This is a genomic window from Streptomyces sp. NPDC058619, assembly GCF_042717785.1.
Lineage (GTDB): Bacteria > Actinomycetota > Actinomycetes > Streptomycetales > Streptomycetaceae > Streptomyces.
In genome coordinates this window covers 79,719-100,855 of sequence record NZ_JBHXQN010000016.1, presented here as the reverse complement: position 1 = coordinate 100,855, position 21,137 = coordinate 79,719, and the positions used below count along the sequence as shown (strand labels likewise).

9 protein-coding genes are annotated in these 21,137 nt (G+C 73.3%); 3 read left to right on the top strand and 6 right to left on the bottom strand.

From position 1 onward, the window contains the following. Nucleotides 1-10: 10 nt before the first annotated feature. The 3 genes from ACFWTC_RS18165 to ACFWTC_RS18155 form a co-directional block, all read right to left on the bottom strand. Entirely contained in the window at nt 11-3,313 is a 3,303-nt protein-coding gene (locus ACFWTC_RS18165; protein WP_384028693.1) for an amino acid adenylation domain-containing protein, read from the bottom strand. Further along, the gene (locus ACFWTC_RS18160; RefSeq protein WP_384028695.1) at nt 3,310-9,000 is read right to left on the bottom strand and encodes an amino acid adenylation domain-containing protein; all 5,691 of its coding nucleotides are present in this window, start codon (nt 8,998-9,000) and stop codon (nt 3,310-3,312) included. Before ACFWTC_RS18160 ends, ACFWTC_RS18165 begins: the two co-directional genes overlap by 4 nt. Before the next feature lie 103 nt (nt 9,001-9,103). Continuing rightward, nucleotides 9,104-12,214, bottom strand: a complete 3,111-nt coding sequence (locus tag ACFWTC_RS18155; RefSeq protein WP_384028697.1) for an amino acid adenylation domain-containing protein — start codon at nt 12,212-12,214, stop codon at nt 9,104-9,106. A gap of 1,250 nt (nt 12,215-13,464) precedes the next feature. On the opposite strand from ACFWTC_RS18155, the gene ACFWTC_RS18150 reads away from it, so the two are divergent. Together ACFWTC_RS18150 and ACFWTC_RS18145 are read left to right on the top strand one after the other, a co-directional pair. Beyond that, nucleotides 13,465-14,127 carry a deoxynucleoside kinase gene (locus ACFWTC_RS18150; RefSeq protein ID WP_384028699.1) on the top strand — a complete coding sequence of 221 codons (663 nt, stop codon included), beginning with the start codon at nt 13,465-13,467 and terminating at the stop codon, nt 14,125-14,127. Nucleotides 14,128-14,388: 261 nt separating this feature from the next. Then, nucleotides 14,389-16,488 carry a UvrD-helicase domain-containing protein gene (locus ACFWTC_RS18145; protein ID WP_383931914.1) on the top strand — a complete coding sequence of 700 codons (2,100 nt, stop codon included), beginning with the start codon at nt 14,389-14,391 and terminating at the stop codon, nt 16,486-16,488. On the opposite strand, the gene ACFWTC_RS18140 is transcribed toward ACFWTC_RS18145, so the two are convergent. Continuing rightward, complete coding sequence (locus ACFWTC_RS18140; protein WP_384030676.1) at nt 16,452-17,069, bottom strand: response regulator; 618 nt, start codon at nt 17,067-17,069, stop codon at nt 16,452-16,454. The two genes, ACFWTC_RS18145 and ACFWTC_RS18140, sit on opposite strands and share 37 nt — an antisense overlap. A 361-nt stretch (nt 17,070-17,430) precedes the next feature. Here ACFWTC_RS18140 and ACFWTC_RS18135 point away from each other — a divergent pair, with 361 nt between their 5' ends. After that, nucleotides 17,431-17,679: a hypothetical protein gene (locus tag ACFWTC_RS18135; RefSeq protein WP_383931917.1), complete on the top strand. Its 249-nt coding sequence runs from the start codon at nt 17,431-17,433 to the stop codon at nt 17,677-17,679. 131 nt (nt 17,680-17,810) lie between these two features. Here ACFWTC_RS18135 and ACFWTC_RS18130 read toward each other — a convergent pair whose 3' ends face one another. After that, on the bottom strand, nt 17,811-20,354 hold the full coding sequence (locus ACFWTC_RS18130) for an ATP-binding protein (protein WP_384028759.1): 2,544 nt from the start codon (nt 20,352-20,354) through the stop codon (nt 17,811-17,813). 4 nt (nt 20,355-20,358) lie between these two features. Next, complete coding sequence (locus ACFWTC_RS18125) at nt 20,359-21,042, bottom strand: response regulator (protein WP_384028761.1); 684 nt, start codon at nt 21,040-21,042, stop codon at nt 20,359-20,361. Nucleotides 21,043-21,137 lie beyond the last annotated feature (95 nt).

Here is a 21,137-nt window from a genome sequence, read left to right as displayed (position 1 = left end):
GGACGCGGAGTCAGTCCAGCCGGTCGGCGGCCTGCTCCTCGCTGAGGGCGTCGATCTCCGCGATCAGCAGTGCCTCGATCCGGGCCGCCAGGGCTGCCGGGGTGGGGCTCTCGAAGACGTCGCGGATCGACACGTCGAGGCCGACGCCGGCCCGGATGCGGGCGGCGACCCTGGTGACCAGGAGCGAGTCCCCGCCGAGGCCGAGGAAGTCGTCCAGTACGCCGACCCTCGGTACGCCTAGCACCTCCTGCCAGAGGCCGACCACCAGCGCCTCGGCATCGGTACGGGGCGCCAGGTACCCGGCTGCGGCGCCCGCCGGGTCCGGGTCGGGCAGGGCCGCAGTGTCGAGCTTGCCGTTCGCGGTGAGCGGGAGGGTGTCGAGCAGCACCACGGCGTCCGGCACCATGAAGGCAGGCAGCAGCAGCGCCAGGTGCTCGCGCAGTTCGCCCGCCCGCGGCGCGGCGGACGACTGCTGCCCGGCGCCCGACTGCTGCCCGGCGCCCGACTGCTGTCCGGCGGCCGGTCGCAGGACGGCGTAGGCGATCAGCCGGCGGCCGTCGCGGACCAGCACGGCCACCCGGCCGACAGCCGGGTGGGCGGTGAGGGCGGCCTCGATCTCGGCGGGCTCGATCCGGTATCCGCGGATCTTCACCTGGTCGTCGGCGCGGCCGAGGAACTCCACCTGTCCGTCGGTGCGCCACCGGGCGCGGTCGCCGGTGCGGTACATCCGGCCGTCCGGGGCGTCGGCGAACGGATCCGGGAGGAACGCCTCCGCAGTCAGCTCGGGCCGGGCCAGGTAGCCACGCGCGAGGCCGCGGCCGCCGATGTACAGCTCGCCCTCGGAGCCGGCGGGCAGCAGGCTGCCGCGCTCGTCCAGCAGGTAGAGCCGCACCCCCGGCAGCGGACGGCCGAGCGGCGGGCGCTGCTCGGCGGCGGGCTCGCTGGCGAGGCGGCCGCCGGGGCCGCCGGTGAGCTCGCCCGCGGTGACGATGACGGTGGCCTCGGTCGGGCCGTAGGTGTTGACCAGCCGGACGGTGTCGGCGTGCCGCTCCCGCCACTGGGCGAGGGTGGCGGCGCGCGCTTCGGAACCGCCGAGGACCACCAGGCGCAGCGCCGGCGGCCACGGGGTCCGGTCTCCGAGCGACACCAGTTCCTGCCAGTACGCGGTCGGCAGGTCGAGTACGGTGACGGACCGCCCGGCCTCGGTGCGCAACAGGTCGGGCAGCATCCGGCCGCCGCCGGGCAGCAGGACGACGCAGGCGCCCGCGGTGAGGGCGGGCCAGATCTCCTCGGCGTGGGTGTCGAAGCCGATGGAGGCGAACTGGACGATCCGGTCGCCCGGCCGGAGCCCGTAGCCCTCCGCACCGGCCATCCACCGGACGCGCTCGGCCAGGGCGGCGTGCTCGACGGCGACGCCCTTGGGGGCGCCCGTGGAGCCCGAGGTGTAGAGGACGTACGCGAGGCCGCCCGGGTCGGTCCCGGCCAGCGCGGCCCCTGCGGGCCCCGTGTTCCCGGACTCGACGCCCGCGGCGCCGGCCTGTCCGGCCCCGGTGTCCCGACCGCCGACGGCCAGCACCGGGACACCCAGGTCCGGACGCTCGCCTCCGGTGAGCAGCAGGGCGGCGTCCGCCTCGCCGAGCATCAGCCGCTGCCGCTCGGCCGGGTGCGCGGGGTCGAGCGGCAGGTAGCAGGCGCCGGCCTTCCAGATCGCGAGCAGGGCGGTGACCAGTTCGAAGGACGGCTCGATCCGGACGCCCACCGCGCGGCCGGCCACCGGGCCCAGCCGGCGGGCCAAGTCGTCCGATGCACGGTCGAGTTCGGCGTAGGTACGGACGCTGCCCGCACATTCGACGGCGGGTACGTCGGGACGGGCGGCGACCTGGTCGGCGAAGCCGCGCAGGATCGGACGGGCGTCCTCGGTGACGGCGGGTCCGGCGCCCAGGGCGAGCAGCGCGGCGCGCTCCTCGCCGGACAGCAGCCAGTCACCGTGCAGCGGGACCTCCACGTCCACGACGGCTCGGGCGAGCAGGTCGCGGATCCGGCGCGCCAGGGCCTCGACCGTGGCGCGCTCGAAGAGCTCCCGGTCGAAGCAGAACGAGAGCGTCATCCCGCCGTCCGGGGTACGCCAGCTGTCCAGCAGCAGATCGGTCTTGGCCCGGTCGAAACCGGAGTCCATGCTCGCCGTCCGGACGCCCGCGGGCAGCGCGGTCCGCTCGTCGGCGCCGGCCAGATCGTACTGGCTCTGGTGGACGAACACCGCCTGGTAGAGCGGGCCGACGCCGGGCAGCACGGGCAGCCCCAGTGCTGCGGCCACCCGCTCGACCGGGACGTCCTGATGGCTCAGCGCGGCCATCGTGGCGGAGCGCACCCGGCGCAGCACGGTGCGGAAGTCTGGCTCGCCGGTGAGGTCCGCACGGATCACCCCGGTGCGGGAGAAGTAGCCGAGCAGGTCCTCGTGGGCGGTCTCGTTGCGGCCGGCCAGCGGGGTGCCGACGGTGAAGTCCCAGCTGCCGCTCCAGCGGGCCAGCACGCTCTGGTAGGCGGCGAGCAGCACCATGAACGGGGTGCAGCGCTGCTCGCGGGCCAGGGCGTCGAGTCCGGCGACGAGGTCGGGGCCGAGGGCGAGGTCGGCGAAGCCGGCCGGATGGGCGGGCTCGGCGGGCCTGGGGTGGTCCAGCGGCATCCGCAGGGCGCCGACCCCGGCCAGTCGCCCGCTCCAGTACCGGACCGCATCCTCGGCCGCGCCACCGTCCAGCCTGGCCCGCTCGGCGAGCGCGAAGTCGCCGAACTGGAGCTTGAGATCCGGTAGTTCGGCCGTACCCTCGCCGATCTCCTCGCGGTACAGCGCGAGCAGTTCACGCCACAGCACGGTGAACGACCAGCCGTCGGCGACGATGTGGTGGACCACCACGCTCAGGGCGTGCTCGTGCTCGCCGGCGCTGACCAGGACGGCCCGCAGGGGCGGGCGCTCGCCCAGGTCGAAGGGGGCGTTGACGTAGGGGGCGCAGGCCGCTGTGAAGGAGTCCTCCGAGGCGTCCGGTATCGGGATCAGGGTGAGTTCGACGTCCCGTACGGGCTCGACGAGTTGGACGGGCTGCTCGCCGTCCAGGGTGAACCGGGTGCGCAGTACCCGGTGGCGCGCGGTGAGCCGGGTGAGCGCCGTGCTCAGGGCCTGCGGGTCGATCGGACCGCTCCAGCGCCGGTTCAGGTACATGTTGAACCCGGCGTCCTGCGGGTTCAGTTGCTGGAGAAACCAGAGGCGGCGCTGCTCGTCGGTCAGAGGATCGCGGGCGATGGAGGTCGGGGAGGTCATGTGCTCATCTCGCTTTTCGCGCGGGCCTGCAGGGTCTCCAGGCCGATCAGGTCGTCGGACTCGGCGTCCGGGACGTCCCGGTCGAAGCGGGCCAGGACGGGAATGCAGAGGCTGATCAGGACCAGTACGGCCATGGCGAGGCCGAACACCAGGTAGAGCAGGCCGATGCCGCGACCGTCGCCGGTGCCGATCAGTGCGCCGACGCTGGAGGCCAGTGCGCCGCCCTCGTCCATCAGGGGCTGGAGCAGTTCGGGGCCGGCCGGGGCGACCAGGGCGAAGCCGATCGGCAGGGTGGACCAGGCGACCATGGTGTTCACCGCGATCACCCGGCCGTGGAAGCGCATCGGCACCTTGGTCTGGACGACCGTCGCGTAGATGCCGTTGAGCAGCGCCAGCCCGTAGGTCATGCCGAACGCGCCGGCGGCGACCACGGTCACCGAGGGCCGCAGGCCGGTGACGACGCAGGCGGCGGCGAGGCCGAGGGTGGCGAGCAGGACGCCGCGCAGGCGCATCCGGCGCGGGCCTCCCCAGACGAGCAGGGTGAGGCCGCCGAGTACGGCGCCCAGGCCGGCCGCGGTGGAGACCCAGCCGGCCGCCGCGGTCGAGGAGAAGGAGAGCACCAGCGGGGTGACGAGCAGGAAGAGCGGGGAGAGGAAGATGTTCAGCACCGCGAACCAGAACAGCATGGCCCTGAAGTGGCGGCTGCCGAGCGCCCGTTGGAAGCCGGCCCGGATCTCGGCGGCGACGCTCTCGCGGCGGGTGGCGGCCATCGCGTCGGGGAAGCGCACCGCCAGGGTGACGCCGGTGGCGATCAGGTAGCTGACGACGTCGAAGACCAGGATGCCGCCGAGACCGATCACGTGCAGGATGCCGACCGCGATCAGCGGGACGAGGAACTGGGCCAGACCGAAAGCCATTTGGACCACACCGTTGGCACGGCCGAGGAAGCGCTTGGGCACCAGCTGCGGCACCGCCGAGCCCCAGGCGACGCGCTGGAAGGCGAGCGCGGCGGAGAGCAGGGAGATCATCACGTAGCAGTGCCAGGTCTCCAGCGAGCCGCTGAGGTAGAGCACCAGCAGGGCCGCCTGGGTCAGGCCGGCCGCGACGTCGCCCCACAGCATCACCCGGCGGCGGTCGCCGCGGTCGACGATGGCGCCGGCCAGCGGGGCGACCACGATGCCGGGCACCAGGCCGAAGGCGGCGAGCAGGCCGAGTTGGAACAGTGAGCCGGTCTGCAGGTAGACCCAGATCGGCAGGGCGAATTCGGTGAGTGCCGAGCCGATCATCGAGAGCTGCTGGCCGGTGGCGATGGCGAGGAACCGGCCCATCGTCGGGCGGACGGGGCCGCGCTTGCGGGCCCTCCGGGACTTGCCCGGCGTCCCGGCCCGCTCCGGCTCCTCCGGCTGCCCGGTTTCCGGCCCGGTTTCCAGCCCGGGGCCGGGCCCGGGGTCCGGCTCCGTCCCGGCGACGCCGCGGGACAGGCCGGCCAGCCACCAGGTGGCGTCGGCGGTGCGTTCGTGGCGCGCCTCTTCGCCTGCGGCGATCGAGCGGTGCACCCCGGTCAGGATGTCGGCCAACTCCGCGGCGCGGTACTTGAGGTAGAAGTGCCCGGCCTCGTCCAGGACCACCACGGCGGCGGTCCCGGTGATCCGGTGCCACTCGCGGAACCGCTCCTCGTAGAACTCGGTCGCCGGATCGCGGTCGCCGCAGACGGCGATAACCGGCGCCGTGATGGCGCCGCCCTCGCTCTCGTACAGCTCGCCGAAGTAGCGCTCGGCGCCCTTGGTGCCGACCCGGCGGTTGTGCACGATCAGCCGCAGCTGGTCCTCGTCGACCTCGTCCACGTCCAGGCCTGCCGCGGCCAGTGCGTTGATCATGCCCTGGTCGCTGCGCAGGCGGGCGGACAGTTCGGCGAAGCGCTCGGCCAGCGCGGCGCCGCGGCCCTTCGGGCGGGCGAACGGGAAGATGCCTCCGAGGTGGACGGCGTCGATCTCCCGGCCGGCCGCCTCCACCCGGCGGGCGATCTCCACGGTCAGCCGGACGCCGACCCCGCAGTGCCCGTAGAGCACCAGCGGTCCGGCGACATGGGCGACGATCTCCTCGGCGCAGAGCCGGGCGACCTCGTCGATGTCCATCGCCTCCTCGCCCAGCTCGTGGCCGGGGACGGCGATGGAGTGCAGGGCCCAGTCCGCCGGCATGGCGTCGGCGAGCGGCTTGTAGATCAGTGCGCTGCCTCCGCCGTAGGGGGCGCAGACCACACTGGCGGCCACCTTGCGGCGCTCGGGCGTGAGCAGGTGCAGCAGCCGGCGCGGGCTGCGGTCGGCCTCGGGGGTGGCCACCAGTGCGGCGAGCCGGCGGACCGTCGGGTGCTTGAAGAGGTCCATCACGCCGACCGGGGTGTCCAGGTCGGGGAAGGCCCGGCGCATCCGGGCGACCACCTGGGTGGCGAGCAGGGAGTGGCCCCCGAGCTCGAAGAAGTCGTCCAGTGCGCCGACCCGGGGGAGGTCCAGCAGGTCCGCCCACATGGCGGCGATCACCTGCTCGGTCCCGTCCTCCGGATCGACGTGGGCGCCGGCGGCCGGGCCGTCCGCGGGCGCGGGCAGCGCCTTCCGGTCGACCTTGCCGTGGGCGAGCAGCGGCATCCGCTCCAGCACCACGTAGCGGGCGGGGACCATGTAGTCCGGCAGGACCTCGCCCAGGGCGGCGCGCAGTGTGGCGGCGGCCGGCGGTTCGCCGCCGGCGGGGCGTTCCAGGTAGGCGACGAGGTTCTGCCTGAGGCCCTCGCCGCGGGCCAGGACCACCGCCTGGGTGATGCCGGGCAGGGCGGTCAGGGCGGCCTCGATCTCGCCGGGCTCGACCCGGTAGCCGCGGACCTTGATCTGGTCGTCGCTGCGGCCGAGGTAGTCCAGGGTTCCGTCGGCGCGCCAGCGCGCCAGGTCGCCGGTGCGGTACATTCGCGGACCGCCGGTCCCCGGGGCGCTCCGGTCGGTGCCGGACGGGCCGGCCGCGGACGGCTCCGCGTCGGCCGGGTCGGCGTACGGCTCGGAGGGGTCGGCGTACGGGTGGGCCGGGTCGGCGTACGGGTCGGCCAGGAACCGTTCGGTGGTGAGGTCCGGCCGCCCGAGGTAGCCGCGGGCCAGCCGGTCCCCGCCCACGTACAACTCCCCTGTGACGCCGGGCGGCACGGGGTTGCGGGCCTCGTCCAGCACGTAGCAGCGTCCGCCGGCCAGCGGACTGCCGATCGGGGTGTTGCCCGGCGCGTCCACGCCGTCGGCGGTGACCTCGTGGACGGTGATGCCCACCGTCGCCTCGGTCGGCCCGTAGTGGTTGAACACCGCGCACCGGCCCAGTGCGGCGATGCCCGCCGCCCAGGACCAGCTGCTGGCCTCGCCGCCGAGGACCAGCGCACGGCGCGGCAGCAGCTGCTCGACAGGCGCGTCGGCGGTCAGCGCGGCCAGGTGGGAGGGCGTCATCTTGAGGTAGTCGATGCCGGCCCGCTCGATCTCCGCGGCCAGTTCCACGCCCGCGATCCGGCGCGGCAGCAGGTGTACCCGGCCGCCGGTCGTGAGCGCCAGGTAGAGCATGGTGATGCTGAAGTCGAAGGAGAGTGACTGCAGCAGCCCGAAGGAGGACCCGGGCTCGATCCGCAGCCGCTCGCGAGCGCCCGCAAGGTAGTTGAGGACCTGGCGGTGCTGCACCGCGACACCCTTGGGCGTGCCGGTGGAGCCCGAGGTGTAGATCACGTACGCCAGGTGGTCGGCGCCGGAGACCTCCTCCAGCGGCGTTCCGTCCCACTCCGTCGCGTCGTCGTCGCCGGCGTCGGTCAGCAGGTCGGCCGCCGGGTGGTCGCCGAACCGCGGCCGCAGCACGGTGTCGGTGATCAGGACCTTGGCTCCGGCGTCGGCGACCAGGTGGGCGAGGCGGGCGGGGGGCTGCTCGGGGTCGAGCGGCAGGTAGCCGCCGCCGGCCTTGACGACGGCGACCAGGGCGACCGCCAGCTCGGCGGACTGTTCCAGGCAGACGGCCACCCGGTCGTCCGCGCCCACGCCCAGCGCCCGCAGGCGCCGAGCCAGGGCGTTGGCGCGCCGGTCGAGGTCGCCGTAGGTCAGCGTGCGGTCCTGGAAGACCAGCGCCGGCGCCTCGGGCGTCCGGGCCGCCGTCCGGGCCAGCGCCCCGGTGAGGGTGGCGGGACCCCCGTCCGGCAGCGCGGGACCGGCCGCCCAGGTCCCCAGTACGGCCGTCCGCTCGGCCGCGCTGAGCAGCGGGAGCCGGTCGACCGGCAGTGCGGGGTCGGCGACGCCCGCCGCCGTCAGCAGCCGGAACCGCGCGGCGAGGCGCTCGACGGTGGCGGCGTCGAAGAGGTCGGTGCGGTAGGTGAACAGACCGTACAGGGTGCCGTCCGGCTCCTCGCGCATGTAGAGGGCGAGGTCGGCGTGGGTGGTGGTGGCTTCGTAGCCGAAGCCCTCGGAGTCCAGGCCCGCGGTGGGGGCGGAGGCGGGGTCGCCGTAGTTCTGGAAGGCGAAAGTGGTCTGGAACACGGCGGCGCGACTGACGTCGCGTTCCACCGCGAGATCGCTGACCATCTGCTCGAACGGCACCTCCTGGTGCGCGTACGCGTCGAGCGTGGTTTCACGGACCCGGCTGATCAGCTGGCCGAAGCCGAGGTCGGCGGAGAACCGGGCTCGGATCGGCAGCATGTTGACGAACGCACCTACGACGCCCTCGAGTTCACGGTGGAGACGGCCGGCGACAGCGGAGCCGACGGCGAAGTCACGCTGGCCGGTCTGCCGGCTCAGCAGGGCCTGGAACGCGGCCATCAGCACCATGTACGTGGAGGCGCCGTAGGCCCGCGCCGCCTCACCGACCTGGCGGGAGAGTTCGGCGCTCCAGCGGAACTCGGTCGCGGCCCCGTCGAAGGTGAACAGCGGTGGACGGGGGCGGTCGGAGGGCAGCTCCAGCGCCGGTACGCCGTCGAGTTCGATGCGCCAGTGCTCCCGCGAGGCGGCGAGCTGTCCGTTCTCCAGGCGGCCCCGCTGCCAGGCCGCGTAGTCCCCGAACTGAACAGCCAGAGAGGGCAGTTCGCCCGGAGCGCCGTGGGCGTGGTGAGCGTAGCGGAGGTCGAGCTCGCGGTTGAGGAGGTCGATCGACCAACCGTCGCAGACGATGTGGTGCATCACCAGGGCGAGGACGTGATCGTCCTCGGCGATCCGGACCACCAGGGCGCGAAGGAGCGGGCCGACGTGCAGGTCGAAGGGTACGGCGATCAGCGCGCCGAGTTCGGCGGCGGCGCGCGCCTCCGGGTCCGGGTCCGCACTGGCGTCCAGGTGCTGGGCGGCGAGCAGCGCGGGCTCGGCGACCCGGACCTCGGCGGTGCCGGCCTCGGTGGTGCGGAAGGTCATCCGCAGGCTCTCGTGCCGGGCCACCAGGTCGGTCAGCGCGGCATCCAGCGCGGCGCGGTCGAAGGGGCCGCGGAGCCGGCGGGCCGGCGCCAGCGTGTAGGCCGTGGAGCCGGGAGCGAGCTGGTCCATGAACCAGAGCCGTTCCTGGCCGCTGGAGAGCGGCGGTGCGGTGTCCGCCGGGCGGGGGTCCACCACCCGGGCGGGGGCCGCGGCGCCGCGCAGCCGCTGGCTGAGCAGGGCGCGCTTGGCTGCGGACCAGCCGGTGGGCAGGTCCTGGGTGTCCGTCATCGGGTTCCTGTTCGGGCGTTCGGCGGGGGAATCGGGGGGTGCGGACGCGGCGGGGCCGGGCGCGGGGCCGAGTGCCCTGCGCCCGGCGTACCGGGCGCGGGGCCTACTGGCGCTCGCGGACGGCGGCGGCGATGCCGGCCGGGGTCGGCACGTCGAAGAAGATGTCGAAGTCCAGTTCCACGCCGAGCGCGTCGCGGATCCGGGCCGCGATCTGGATCACCGTCAGCGAGTGCCCGCCGAGGTCGAACAGGTCATCCTCGGGGCCCACTTCGGGCAGCTTCAGCACCTCGGCCCAGATCCGGCGGATCGTCCCGGTCGTCGAGTCGCCGGCATCGGAATCGGCGCCGGCACTGGCGCCGGCGTCGGCGACCTGCGGGGCCGGAGCCTCGCGTGGCGGTACCGGCAGGGCCCGCCGGTCCAACTTGCCGTTGGGGGTGAGGGGCAGGCGCTCCACGGCGAGCCAGCGCTGCGGCACCATCGCGGCCGGCAGCGTGCGCATCAGGTGGTCGCGCAGGTCGGAGGGGGCGGGCGGGCGGGCGCCGGCGGCCGGGACCAGGTAGCCGGCCAGGAACGGCTCACCGTCTTCCCCGGTGCGGACGGCAACGGCGGCCTCGGCGAGGGCCGGGTGGTCCAGCAGGGCGGACTCGACCTCGCCGAGTTCGATCCGGTGGCCGCGGATCTTGACCTGGTCGTCGATCCGGCCGAGGAAGTCGAGTTCGCCGTCGGCCGTCCAGACGGCGCGGTCCCCGGTGCGGTAGAGCCGGGCGTCGGGCGGGCCGAACGGGTCCGGCACGAAGCGTTCGGCGGTGAGTTCGGGTCGGCCGAGGTAGCCGTGGGCGACGCCGTCCCCGCCGATCAGCAGCTCTCCGGGGATGCCGAGCGGGGTGGGGCTCAGCTGCTCGTCGACCACGTAGGCCTGGGTGTTGGCGATCGGGCGGCCGATCCAGACCTGTGCGGGCTCGGCCGGGAGTTCGGCGCAGGTGGACCAGATGGTGGTCTCGGTGGGCCCGTACACATTGAACAGCCGGGCGGTGCGCGCGCGCAGTTCGCGGGCGAGCGGCAGCGGGAGCGCCTCGCCGCCGGCCAGGCCGGTCACGCTGGTGAGCACGTCGGCGCCGGTCCCTGCCGTGAGCATCACCCGCCATCCGGACGGGGTGGCCTGGACGTGGGTGACGCTCTCGGCACCGATCAGTGCGAGCAGGCCGGGGCCGTCGACGGCGAGGCCGTCCGGGGCCAGGACCAGGCGGCCGCCGGTGATCAGCGGCAGGTAGAGCTCCAGCGCGGAGATGTCGAACGAGAGCGAGGTCAGGCCGAGCCAGGCGTGCTGGGGCCCGGAGCCGAGCCGGTCGGCGAAGGAGGTGAGCAGGTTGACCAACGCCCGGTGGCCGACCGTGACGCCCTTGGGGCGGCCCGTGGAGCCGGAGGTGTAGAGGACGTACGCCACATCGTCCGGACCGGGGGCCACCTCGGGGGCGGCCTCGGCCGGGGCCTGCGCCGACGGCGCCGGTAGCCGCAGGACCGCGTGGGCGGCGGCGACGACCGCGGGCGAGGGCTCGCGGTCGGCGAGCACCAGAACGGCTCCGGAGTCGCGCAGGACGAGGGCGAGGCGCTCGGCCGGATAGCCGGGGTCCAGCGGCAGGTACGCCGCGCCGGTGGCGAGGACGGCGAGCAGCGCGGCGGGCAGGTCGGCGGTGCGGTCCAGGTGGAGGGCGACCAGGTCGCCGGGCCGGACGCCGCCGGCGCGCAGTGCCGTGGCCAACTGGTTTGCACGGGCACGCAGTTCGCGGTAGCGCAGGTGGCGGCCGGCCGTACTGACGGCGATGGCCTCGGGGGTGGCGGCGGCCTGGGCGCGGAACAGATCGAGCACGGTCCGGTCGGCCGGATAGGGCCTGTCGGTGGCGTTCGGCGCGGTGGTGACGGCCCGGAGTTCGGCGGCGTCCAGCAGCGGCAGGTCCACCAGCCGGGTGCCGGGCGCGGCGGCCGCGCCGGCGAGCAGGGTGCCGTAGTGGCCGGCGATCCGGCGGGCGGTGTCCGGGGCGAGTACGGCCGGGTCGTACTGGAGGCTGAAGTCGATGCCGCCGCCCGGGGTGCGGGGTGTGTCGGGGGCTTCGACGATCTGGAGGTGGAGGGTGTTGCGGGCGGTGCGGTTGTGCACGGCCCAGGAGATCCGGGCGCCGGTGCCGGCGAACTCCGGGTCCGGGCCGCGCCGGCGGTAGCCGAGCGAGACCGCGGTCAGGCCTACGCGGGGACCCAGTCCGGCGACGGCGGTGCCGAAGGGCACGCTGCGGTAAGGGTAACCGGCCCGCAGCTCGGCGCGGACGGCGGCGGCGAAGGCGGCGAAGGTCTGCGACGCATCGGCCGCAGGGGCGTGGACGGGCAACTCGTTGACGAACAGCCCTATTTCTGCACAGAGTTCGGGCGTCCGGGTGGAGAGGGGGACGGACACCGGCACCGCCTCGCCGCCGTAGCGGCGCAGCAACCCGTGCAGGGCCGCGAGCAGGAACTCGAAGACGGTGGTGCCGGTGAGGGCGGCCGCGGCGGCCAACCCGGCTGCCTCGGAGCCGTGGATGCGCCACTCGACCGCCTCGCCGGCCCCGGCGACGGTCGGGGTGCGGGGCGCGCCCGGCAGTACCGGTTCGGTGGCGGCGGCCCAACGCGGCCCGTACCACTCGGCAGCCCTCCGTACGGTGCCCGGCCCCGGGGTCGGTGCGGTCGGTGCAGCGGTCACGGGCAGGGGCGCCGAGCCGTACGCGGCTGCGAGGTCCCGGGTCAGGACGTCCTTGGAGTTGCCGTCGAAGACCGAGTGGTGGGCGGTGACCAGCAGCTCGGCGCTGCCGTCGGCCCGCTGGAGCAGGGTGAAGCGGCTGAGCGGGCCGGCCTCCAGGGCGAACGGACGAGCGGCCTCCTCCTCCAGCCGCTTCTCCAAGTCGGCCTCGTCCGCCGGTGCTTGGGGCTGCACCAGTTCGGGCGGTTGCGCCGCAGGCTCCTGCCAGACCTGGCCGTCGCGCTCCACCAGTCGGGCGGCAAGGGCCGGATGGCGCCTGGTCACAGCGGCCACCGCGCGGGCCAGCGCCGCCGTGTCGACCCGGTCGAAGGAGATCCGCACCGGCATGTGGAACGCCTCGCGGGCCAGTCCGAGCCGATCGGTCAGCCAGACGCCCTGCTGGGCCGGCGAGGCGGGAGTGCGGTCGGGTAGTGGGAGGACTTCGGACATCGGCAGCTCACTTAGGACGTCGGAGCAGAGCGGAGGAGCGGCACAGTGAACGTGCGGACGCGGCATGGGGCGCGGGCTGCCGCACGCCGGGACTTCGGACGCCGACGGCATGCTGCGGCAGATGGGTTCGGTAACGGTTTCGGCCATCGTGTGGTGTCCGGCCCACCCCCGGGGACCGGCCGACGGCCGTGAGCGGTCAGGACCGCCGGACACCCCGGGGTGCCCGAGGCGTTCGGTAGCTCCGGCCCCCGCCCGATGAAGACAATTGGTCCAGACCTGTCGAGAGATTCGCACAACACCCACACACCGTCAAGGCCCGTCCACGGCCCGGAATCGACCGTCATGTGCACGTCGAGCCGTACGGGCGCCCCGCCGGACATCCAAGGGCATGGTCAACGCTGACGGCCCGTCAATGCCCGTACCTGCGGCGGCCTATCACCCGCACCCCGGTCCGCCTCCACGCCGCCGTCCGGGCTGCAGGCGCAGGTCGACGGCGGTGTCTCGAAGACACCGTGCCCCATGACATCGCCGACCGTGAGAACGGTCTCCCGCCGGGACGGCGGCGGCCGATCGAGAGTCCCTCGGAGCACGAAGGCGATCTTCGACGGGACCTCGACCCGCGGGTCCTGCGCCACCTCGGTCACGTCACCTCCGGACTGGCCGGGACCGTGGCGACCAGCGTCTACGCCACGGGACAGCCCCCGAACTGCCCACCCTCCCCGCCGGTGTCCCGCCGGGCACGGTTGGCGCCGGCAGCGCCGAAGATCGAAAGCGGGGGCCGGTTCGGTGCCGGTGGCCGTCTCGCCTCTAGGCGAGCTGCTGCTCGCAGGGGAGGCGGGCGGCGTTGGGATGGACGCGTACCTCGTGCTCGATGACGGGTCTCCTCGGGTGCGCAAGCGGCGGGCCCCTCTCCTTGTTCCAGGGCCGGTAGGCCACCGCTTCAGCCGTGAGTGCGCCCCTCGGCGGGCGTGGGGCGCCGGCGCTCTGGCCTGCGCGGGGCGAGTCGTGATTTATGCTTCAACCCGGCCGCGGAGCGATGGCTCAGCGCGGTACACGGCACCTGCGGCACGGTTCGTCCGGCCGGTCGCCGAGGAGCGCGGCGTGCGTCGGGATCTCGGTCCGGACGGGGACCGGAGGACGCTGATCGAGATGATCTTGGGGAATCGGGTGGCTGTCGGGGCGCGTCTCCATGGTGTGGGGTGTACAGCCCACCCACCCGTAGACAGAAGACCCCCAGGGAGAAGCGAGGTATGCCGGTGATCTGCGTCGGAGGCATGATCGGGATCGGCAAGACGAGCGTGGCCGAGCTGCTCGCCGAGGAGCTCGGCAGCGAAGTCTTCTACGAGAGCGTGGAAGACAACCCGATCCTCCCGCTCTTCTACACGGCGAGCCCCGAGGAGATCCAGGCCAAGCGCTACCCCTTCCTCCTCCAGCTCTACTTCCTGCAGACTCGGTTCGCCTCGATCAAGGAGGCGTACAGGCGGGGCGACAACGTCCTGGACCGGTCCATCTACGAGGACTGGTACTTCGCCAAGGTCAATCACGACCTGGGGCGGATCAGCTCCCTCGAGATGCGGGTGTACGAGGGGCTGCTCCACGAGATGATGCGCGAGATCGACGGCCTTCCGTACCGCAAGGCGCCCGATCTCATGGTCTACCTCAAGGCGGACTTCGAGACGGTGCTGCACCGCATCGGGCTGCGGGGCCGCGATTTCGAGCAGGACGAGAGCCTCGTCGCGTACTACCGGACGCTGTGGTCCGGCTACTACGACTGGGTGCACAAGCACTACGCGGCCAGCGAGGTCCTCGTGGTCGACATGAACCACACCGACGTGGTGAACAGCGCCGAGGACGCGGCCCGGGTGGTGCGGGAGGTCAAGGACGCCCTGACGGCGGCCAGGCGCCGGAGCTGAGACCGGCCCTCGGGGGTGCCTCCGCGCGGGGTTCCCGACCGCGCCGCCGCGCCTGCCCTCGTCGGGCAGGGCCTGCACCGGGGCGGGCTTCGCTCCCGGCGCCACGGACCAGACGGGCGAACCGCAACCGCTTCTGAAGGCGTCGCCGGCGCCAGCGCAACTCCAGGGCGTACACCGGGCCCTTCGCGGGCCGGTACGCGCCCTGCCGTTCCGGTGGCGTTGCGTTCTATGATCGCTACTCCGCGTACGAGGGGGCTGGCTATGGGGGCAGGCGGGGCGGCATCGCAGCGGGCGCAGGACGCTCGGCGGCAGGAGCGGTTACTCCGGGAGCACTGGCAGGCCGCCCGCCGGCAGGCCCAGCGCTGGGAAGGGGCCGGCGAGGGTGAACGGCGGGCCCTCGCGCAGCTGTTGGTGCTGACCGCCCGGGGCTGGCGGTTGCTGGTGGACCGGTCCTGGCCCGGACGGCGGACCGCTCGCGCGGACATGCTGCTGGTGGGGCCCGGCGGCGTCTTCGTCATCGCCGTCACGGCCGGCGGCGAGCCCGGGGGCGGCGGACGCGCGGCCGAGCTGCTCGCCGCCACGAAGGCCGCCGAGAGCGCGGTGGCGTCCCTGGGCATGTCGCCGGTCGCGGTGCAGCCGATCATGGTGTGCGCCGGCCGGCGCATCGACACGGACCTCGGCCGGATCCGGCTCCTGCGCGAACACGAGCTCGGCCCCGAGCTGTTGTCGCAGCGGCACAGACTGCGGGTGGAGTCGGTCCGGGCCATCGCCGACCATCTGGAGCGGGTGTTCCCGGACCACGCGGGGGTGGCCCTCAACCAGCAGCAGCAGTCGCCGCCGGCGTCCGAACACGACCTGCCCCGCGCCCCGGACGGGCTGTTCGACCTCGAAGGGCTGCGCGACGCGGCCGTGAAGGGCGCGAGGGAGGCGCCGATCGAGCAGTGGATGACCTTCCTCCACCCCGACCAGGTGGCCCTGGTACGCCGCAACTGGTCGGGCCCGGCGCGCATCAGCGGCCCGGCGGGCACCGGCAAGACGGTCGTCGCCCTGCACCGTGCGGTCCACCTGGCCAGGCGGACGACCGGCCGCATCCTGTACGTCACCTTCGCCAACAACCTGCCCCGGGTGCAGAGCACCTTCCTCAGGACCATGGCCCCGGCAGTCGCCGACCGCGTGGACTTCCGCAGCCTCCACTCCTGGGCGCAGGAGTTCCTGCAAGAGCGCGGCATACCGGTGCGGCTGCACCGGGACAAGGCCGAGACCGCCTTCAGCCTCGCCTGGACCCACGTCGGCCGCGAGGGCCGGCTCGCCGAGCTCGACCCGGTCCCCACCTACTGGCACGAGGAGATCGACTACGTCATCAAGGGTCGGGGACTCACCCGCTTCGAGGACTACGCGACCGTCCCCAGGCGGCGCAGGAAGGCGAGGCTCCACCGGACACACCGGCAGTCGGTGTGGGAGCTGTACGAGGCGTACGAATCGCTGCGCGGCGAGCGCGGCGTCCACGACTTCAACGACGTCCTCTCCCTCGCTCTGGCCGAAGCGTCCCGCCGGCGCGAACAGCCCCCGTTCGCGGCCGTCATCGTCGACGAGGTCCAGGACCTCACGCTCGTCGGCGTGCGCCTCCTGCACGCGCTCGTCGGTGACGTGCCCAACGGCCTGCTGCTCGTCGGCGACGGCCAGCAGACCGTGTACCCGGGCGGATTCCGCCTCACCGACGCGGACATCGACATCCGCGGCGACCGCGGGCAGGTGCTGCGGACCAACTACCGCAACAGCAAGCAGATCCTGGACGCGGCCCTGACCGTCGTTGCCGACGACGTCTTCGAGGACCTCGACGGCGTGCGCACCCCGGGCCGCCGCGACGTCGACCTCACGTACCACGACGGGGACGTCGTACGCGTCACCCGGCCCACGGTGGACGCCCACGACAGGGACCTGCTGGACGCCCTGCGCTCCCTGCCCGACGGCGCGCTAGCCGACACCGCCCTGCTGTGCCCGTCCCTGCGTGCCATCGGCCACTACCAGCGGCTGCTCTCCCAAGCCAACATCAGCGTCTGCCAGTTGGAGCACTATGACGGCCGTGCCGTCGACGCGGTGAAGCTGGGCACCTATCGCAGGGCCAAGGGGCTGGAGTTCAAGAACGTCTTCCTGCCCCAGCACGACGCGGTGCTGCCGTACGGGACGCAGGCCGGCGCGGCGGGCGGTACGGAGACGACGGAGACGGCCCGGGAGCGTGAGGAACTGCGGCGCAGCCGGCTCTTCGTGGCGATGACCCGGGCTCGTGACCTGCTCTGGCTCGGCAGCGTTACCGACGGGGGCGGTCAGGTGCGGGGCGGGTGCGCGGCGGTGTCGAGGTAGAAGGCGTCGATGCTCTGGACGGCCCGCTCGAAGTCCTCCAGGTTGACGGGCTTGGCCACGTAGGCGTTGGCGTGGCTGCTGTAGGCGCCCGCGACGTCGTCGGGCGCGGTGGACGTGGTCAGGACGACCACGGGGATCGCCTGGAGGATCTCGTCGCTCTTGAGGACCTTCAGGAGGTCCCGGCCGTTCATGCGGGGCATGTTCAGGTCCAGGACGATCAGGTCGGGACGCGCGTTCTCCGGGTCGCGAAGGTGTTCGAGGGCGGCGACGCCGTCGGTGACCTGGACCAGGTTGCGGGCGCCGCGTTCGGAGAGGGCTTCCTCGATGAGCATGGCGTCGGCCATGTCGTCCTCGACGAGGAGCACGTCGAAGGGACGGGCGGGGGTGGTCGTCATCGGGTGCTCCATGGGTGCTTCGTCGGAATGGTGGAGGGGTCCTGGCGCCGGGACCCCCACCGGCACAGGTGGGACTTCCGCCGAAAGGTGAACGGCCGTACGTCTCGCCAACGGCCCGACCGTCGCGTCCGCGTCCGCTGCCGACTCCTCGGGGGCGGTGCGCGGGACGAAGCCCTTGCCGGGCATACCCCGCACCATAGGCCCAGATCCGACCCTCGACAACTACTGTTGTCGGACACCCTCTGCAGTGTCGACGCCAAGTCCCTGGCCCTGAGCACGTCGTTCCGTCCGGAATCGGCGCTCCTGAACCAGGAGACCGGGATCCGCGGCTACGGCCTCACCGTTCGAAATCGCCGGTCGCCGCGTCCGCGCCGGGGGGTGCGCCACGCCCGTACAGCCGCAGGTCAAGTGCCATCGACCTGACGTAGGCCATACGGGTGCGTGGTGGGCGTCGCGCCGGATGCTCGATACGGCAGCGTGCTAGACACCTCATGGGATAAGCAGCACAAACAGGAGGTATGTAGTGATGCGTGCACAACTTCTCCGCATGGCGGCTGTCGCCGGTACCGTTGCGATCGTGGCTCTGGGCGGGGCTTCGGCGGCGAGCGCCGACGGCGGCGTCGGCAACGCCGGCATCGGGAACTCGGGCGTGGGCAACGCGGGCATCGCCAACTGGGGGATCGGCAACGCCGGCGTGCTCAACGGGGGCGTGGGCAACGCGGGCATCGCCAACTCGGGCCTCGGCAGCCACGGCATCGGAAACTCCGGCATCGGCAGCGCGGGCATCGGCAACTAGGCAGGTCCGACGACCGTCTGATCGTCGGTTGACGGGCGTGGTGGCCGTCCGGCACTGGCCGGACGGCCACCACGTTCCCGTGCGGCCCGGACGTGCCGGGGCCGTACCTGCCCGCGCACCGCCCTCCGGGGTCAGGTCGTCGCTTCGGTCGGGAGGTCGGGCAGGGCCCGCGGCGCGCCTGCCTTGAGCGGCAGGGTGAGGACCATCGTCAGGCCGCCGCCGGGGGTGTCCTCGGCGGTCAGGGTGCCGTCCATGGCCTCCAGGAAGCCGCGGGCCACGGCGAGACCGAGGCCCACACCGGCGCCGCCGGGGGCGTCCCCGTGCCGCTGGAAGGGTTCGAATATCCGGTGCTTGGCCTCGTCGGGGACGCCGGGGCCGCGATCGACGACGCGGACTTCGAGCCGGGTGGCGACGGCGCTCGCTGACACCAGGACGGTCTCACCGGCGGGGCTGTGCTTGACGGCGTTCTCCACGATGTTGGCGACGGCCCGCTCCAGCAGACCGCGGTCGACGGCGACCATGGGCAGCGTCTCGGGGATGTCGAGGATCACGCCGTCGTCGGGGACACCGGCCAGGGCCATCGGCACCACCTCGTCGAGGTCGGTCTCGCGGATGATCGGGACGACGGTGCCGGTCTGGAGGCGCGACATGTCGAGGAGGTTGCCGATCAGGTGGTCGAGGCGGTCGGCACCGTCCTCGATGCCCTCCAGGAGCTCCGCCCGGTCCTCGTCCGACCATTCCACGTCGGTGGAGCGGAGCGAGGTGACGGCGACTTTGACGGACGCGAGCGGGGTACGCAGGTCGTGGCTGACGGCGGCCAGCAGCGCGGTGCGGATCTGGTTGCCCTCGATGAGCCGGCGTGCTTCCTCGGCCTCGTCGACCAGGCGCTGGCGGTCGAGTACGACGGCCGCCTGCGCGGCGAAGGCGCCGAGCACGCGGCGGTCCTCCGCGGGCAGGACCCGGCCGGTCAGGGCGAGGGCCATGTTCTCGCCGATGGGCATGTCGACGTCGGCGTCCTCGGGGCGGGCGGCCGGATTGCGTCCGGTGCTGCCCGCGCAGGTCCACGGGTCGACCTCCGTACCGCGTTCCAGCAGGGCGACGGACTCCATGGCGAAGGTCTCGCGGACCCGCTCCAGCAGCGCGTCGAGGGCGGTCTCGCCGCGCAGGATGCTGCCGGCCAGGAAGGAGAGGATCTCGGACTCGGCGCGGAGCCGGGCCGCCTGGTGGGTGCGGCGGGCGGCGAGGTCGACGACGGAGGCCACGGACACGGCCACGCCGACGAAGATCGCGATGGCGACGATGTTCTTGGGGTCGGCGACGGTGAGCTGGTGGACCGGCGGCGTGAAGTAGTAGTTCAGCAGCAGGGAGCCGAAGGCCGCCGAGGCGAGCGCCGGCAGGAGGCCGCCGAGGAGCGCCGCCGCCACGGTGAACGTGAGGAAGAGCAGCATGTCGTTCGCGAGCCCGAGCTCGGGGACGACCTGGTTGAGCAGCAGGGTGAGCAGGGCCGGGCCGCCCACGCCGGTCAGCCACCCCCAGATGATGCGGGGCCGGGCGAGGCGACCGCCGTGTGCGACGGGCAGGCTGCGGCCCTTGGCGGCCTCGTCGTGGGTGACGATGTGCACGTCGAGGTCCGGGCCGGACTCACGGGCGACGGTGGCGCTCACGCCGGGTCTGAACACGGACTGCCAGGAGCGGCGGCGGCTCACGCCGAGGACGATCTGGGTGGCGTTGACGCCGCGCGCGAACTCCATCAGCGCCTCGGGCACGTGGTCGCCTATGACGTGGTGGAAGGTGCCGCCGAGGTCTTCGGCCAGGGTGCGCTGGAGGGCGAGTTCCTTGGGGGAGGCGGCGGTGAGCCCGTCGCTGCGGGCGATGTAGACGGCGAGGACCTCGCCGCCCGAGCCCTTCTCGGCGAGGCGGGCGGCACGGCGGATGAGGGTGCGCCCCTCGGGCCCGCCGGTGATGCCCACGACGATGCGCTCGCGCGCCTGCCAGGTGGCGCGGATGTCGTGCTCGCCGCGGTACTCGCGGAGGTACTCGTCCACGCGGTCGGCGACCCAGAGGAGGGCGAGTTCGCGCAGCGCCGTGAGGTTGCCGGGCCGGAAGTAGTTCGACAGCGCCGCGTCGACCTTGTCCGGCTTGTAGATGTTCCCGTGGGCCATGCGCCGGCGCAGGGCCTGCGGGGACATGTCGACGAGCTCGATCTGGTCGGCGCGGCGGACCACCTCGTCGGGCACGGTCTCCCGCTGCCGTACGCCGGTGATCGTCTCGACGACGTCGCCGAGCGATTCCAGGTGCTGGATGTTGACGGTGGAGACCACGTCGACACCGGCCTGGAGGAGTTCCTCGACGTCCTGCCAGCGCTTGGCGTTGCGCGAGCCGGGCACGTTGCTGTGGGCGAGCTCGTCCACGAGGGCGACGGCCGGGCGGCGGGCGAGAACCGCGTCGACGTCCATCTCGGTGAAGGCGGATTCCCGGTACTCCAGCTCGCGCCGCGCGATCTGTTCCAGCCCGTGCAGCATCACCTCGGTGCGCGGCCGGTGGTGGTGCTCGACGAAGGCGACGACGACGTCGGTGCCCCGCTCCACCCGGCGGTGGCCCTCCGAGAGCATCGCGTACGTCTTGCCGACACCGGGGGCGGAGCCCAGGTAAATGCGAAACTTGCCGCGTCCCATGACGTCATCCCTCGAAGCGGTAGCCCATGCCGGGCTCGGTGATCAGGTATCTGGGGTGCGAGGGGTCCGCTTCCAGTTTGCGCCGGAGCTGGGCCATGTAGACGCGCAGGTAGTTGGTGTGCTCGGAGTACGTCGGCCCCCAGACGTCGAGCAGCAGCTTCCGCTGGCTGATCAGCCGGCCCGGGTTGGTGATCAGGATCTCCAGCAGGTGCCACTCGGTGGGCGTCAGCCGCACGCTGCGCTCGCCCCGCCGGACCTTCTTCGCGACGAGGTCGACGGTGAAGCCCTCGGTCGTGACCACGGAGATCTCGGGGGAGGGCGCCGACACCTCCCGGCGCCGGACGGCGGCCCGCAGCCGGGCAAGGAGCTCGTCCATGCTGAACGGCTTGGTCACGTAGTCGTCGGCGCCCGCGTCGAGGGCGCGGATCTTCTCCTCGGAGGTGTGGCGTGCGGAGAGGACGAGGATCGGCACGCCGCCGGCCTTCCGCACCTCCTTGATCACGTCGATGCCGTCCATGTCCGGCAGTCCGAGGTCCAGCAGGATCACGTCCGGCGTGCGGGCGGCAGTCAGCCGCAGGGCGGTCCTCCCGTCGGACGCCGCCTCCACGGCGAACCTCCGCGCCTCCAGATTGATCTTCAGTGCGCGGACGAGCCGGGCGTCGTCCTCCACCACCAGCACCCTGATCATCGGTGTGGGGCCTTCCTCTTCGGGTGGGTACGGGCCGGAGCCGGTCGGACGCGGAGGCACCGCGCCCGACCGGCTCCAGACTCCTGCCTGGGCGA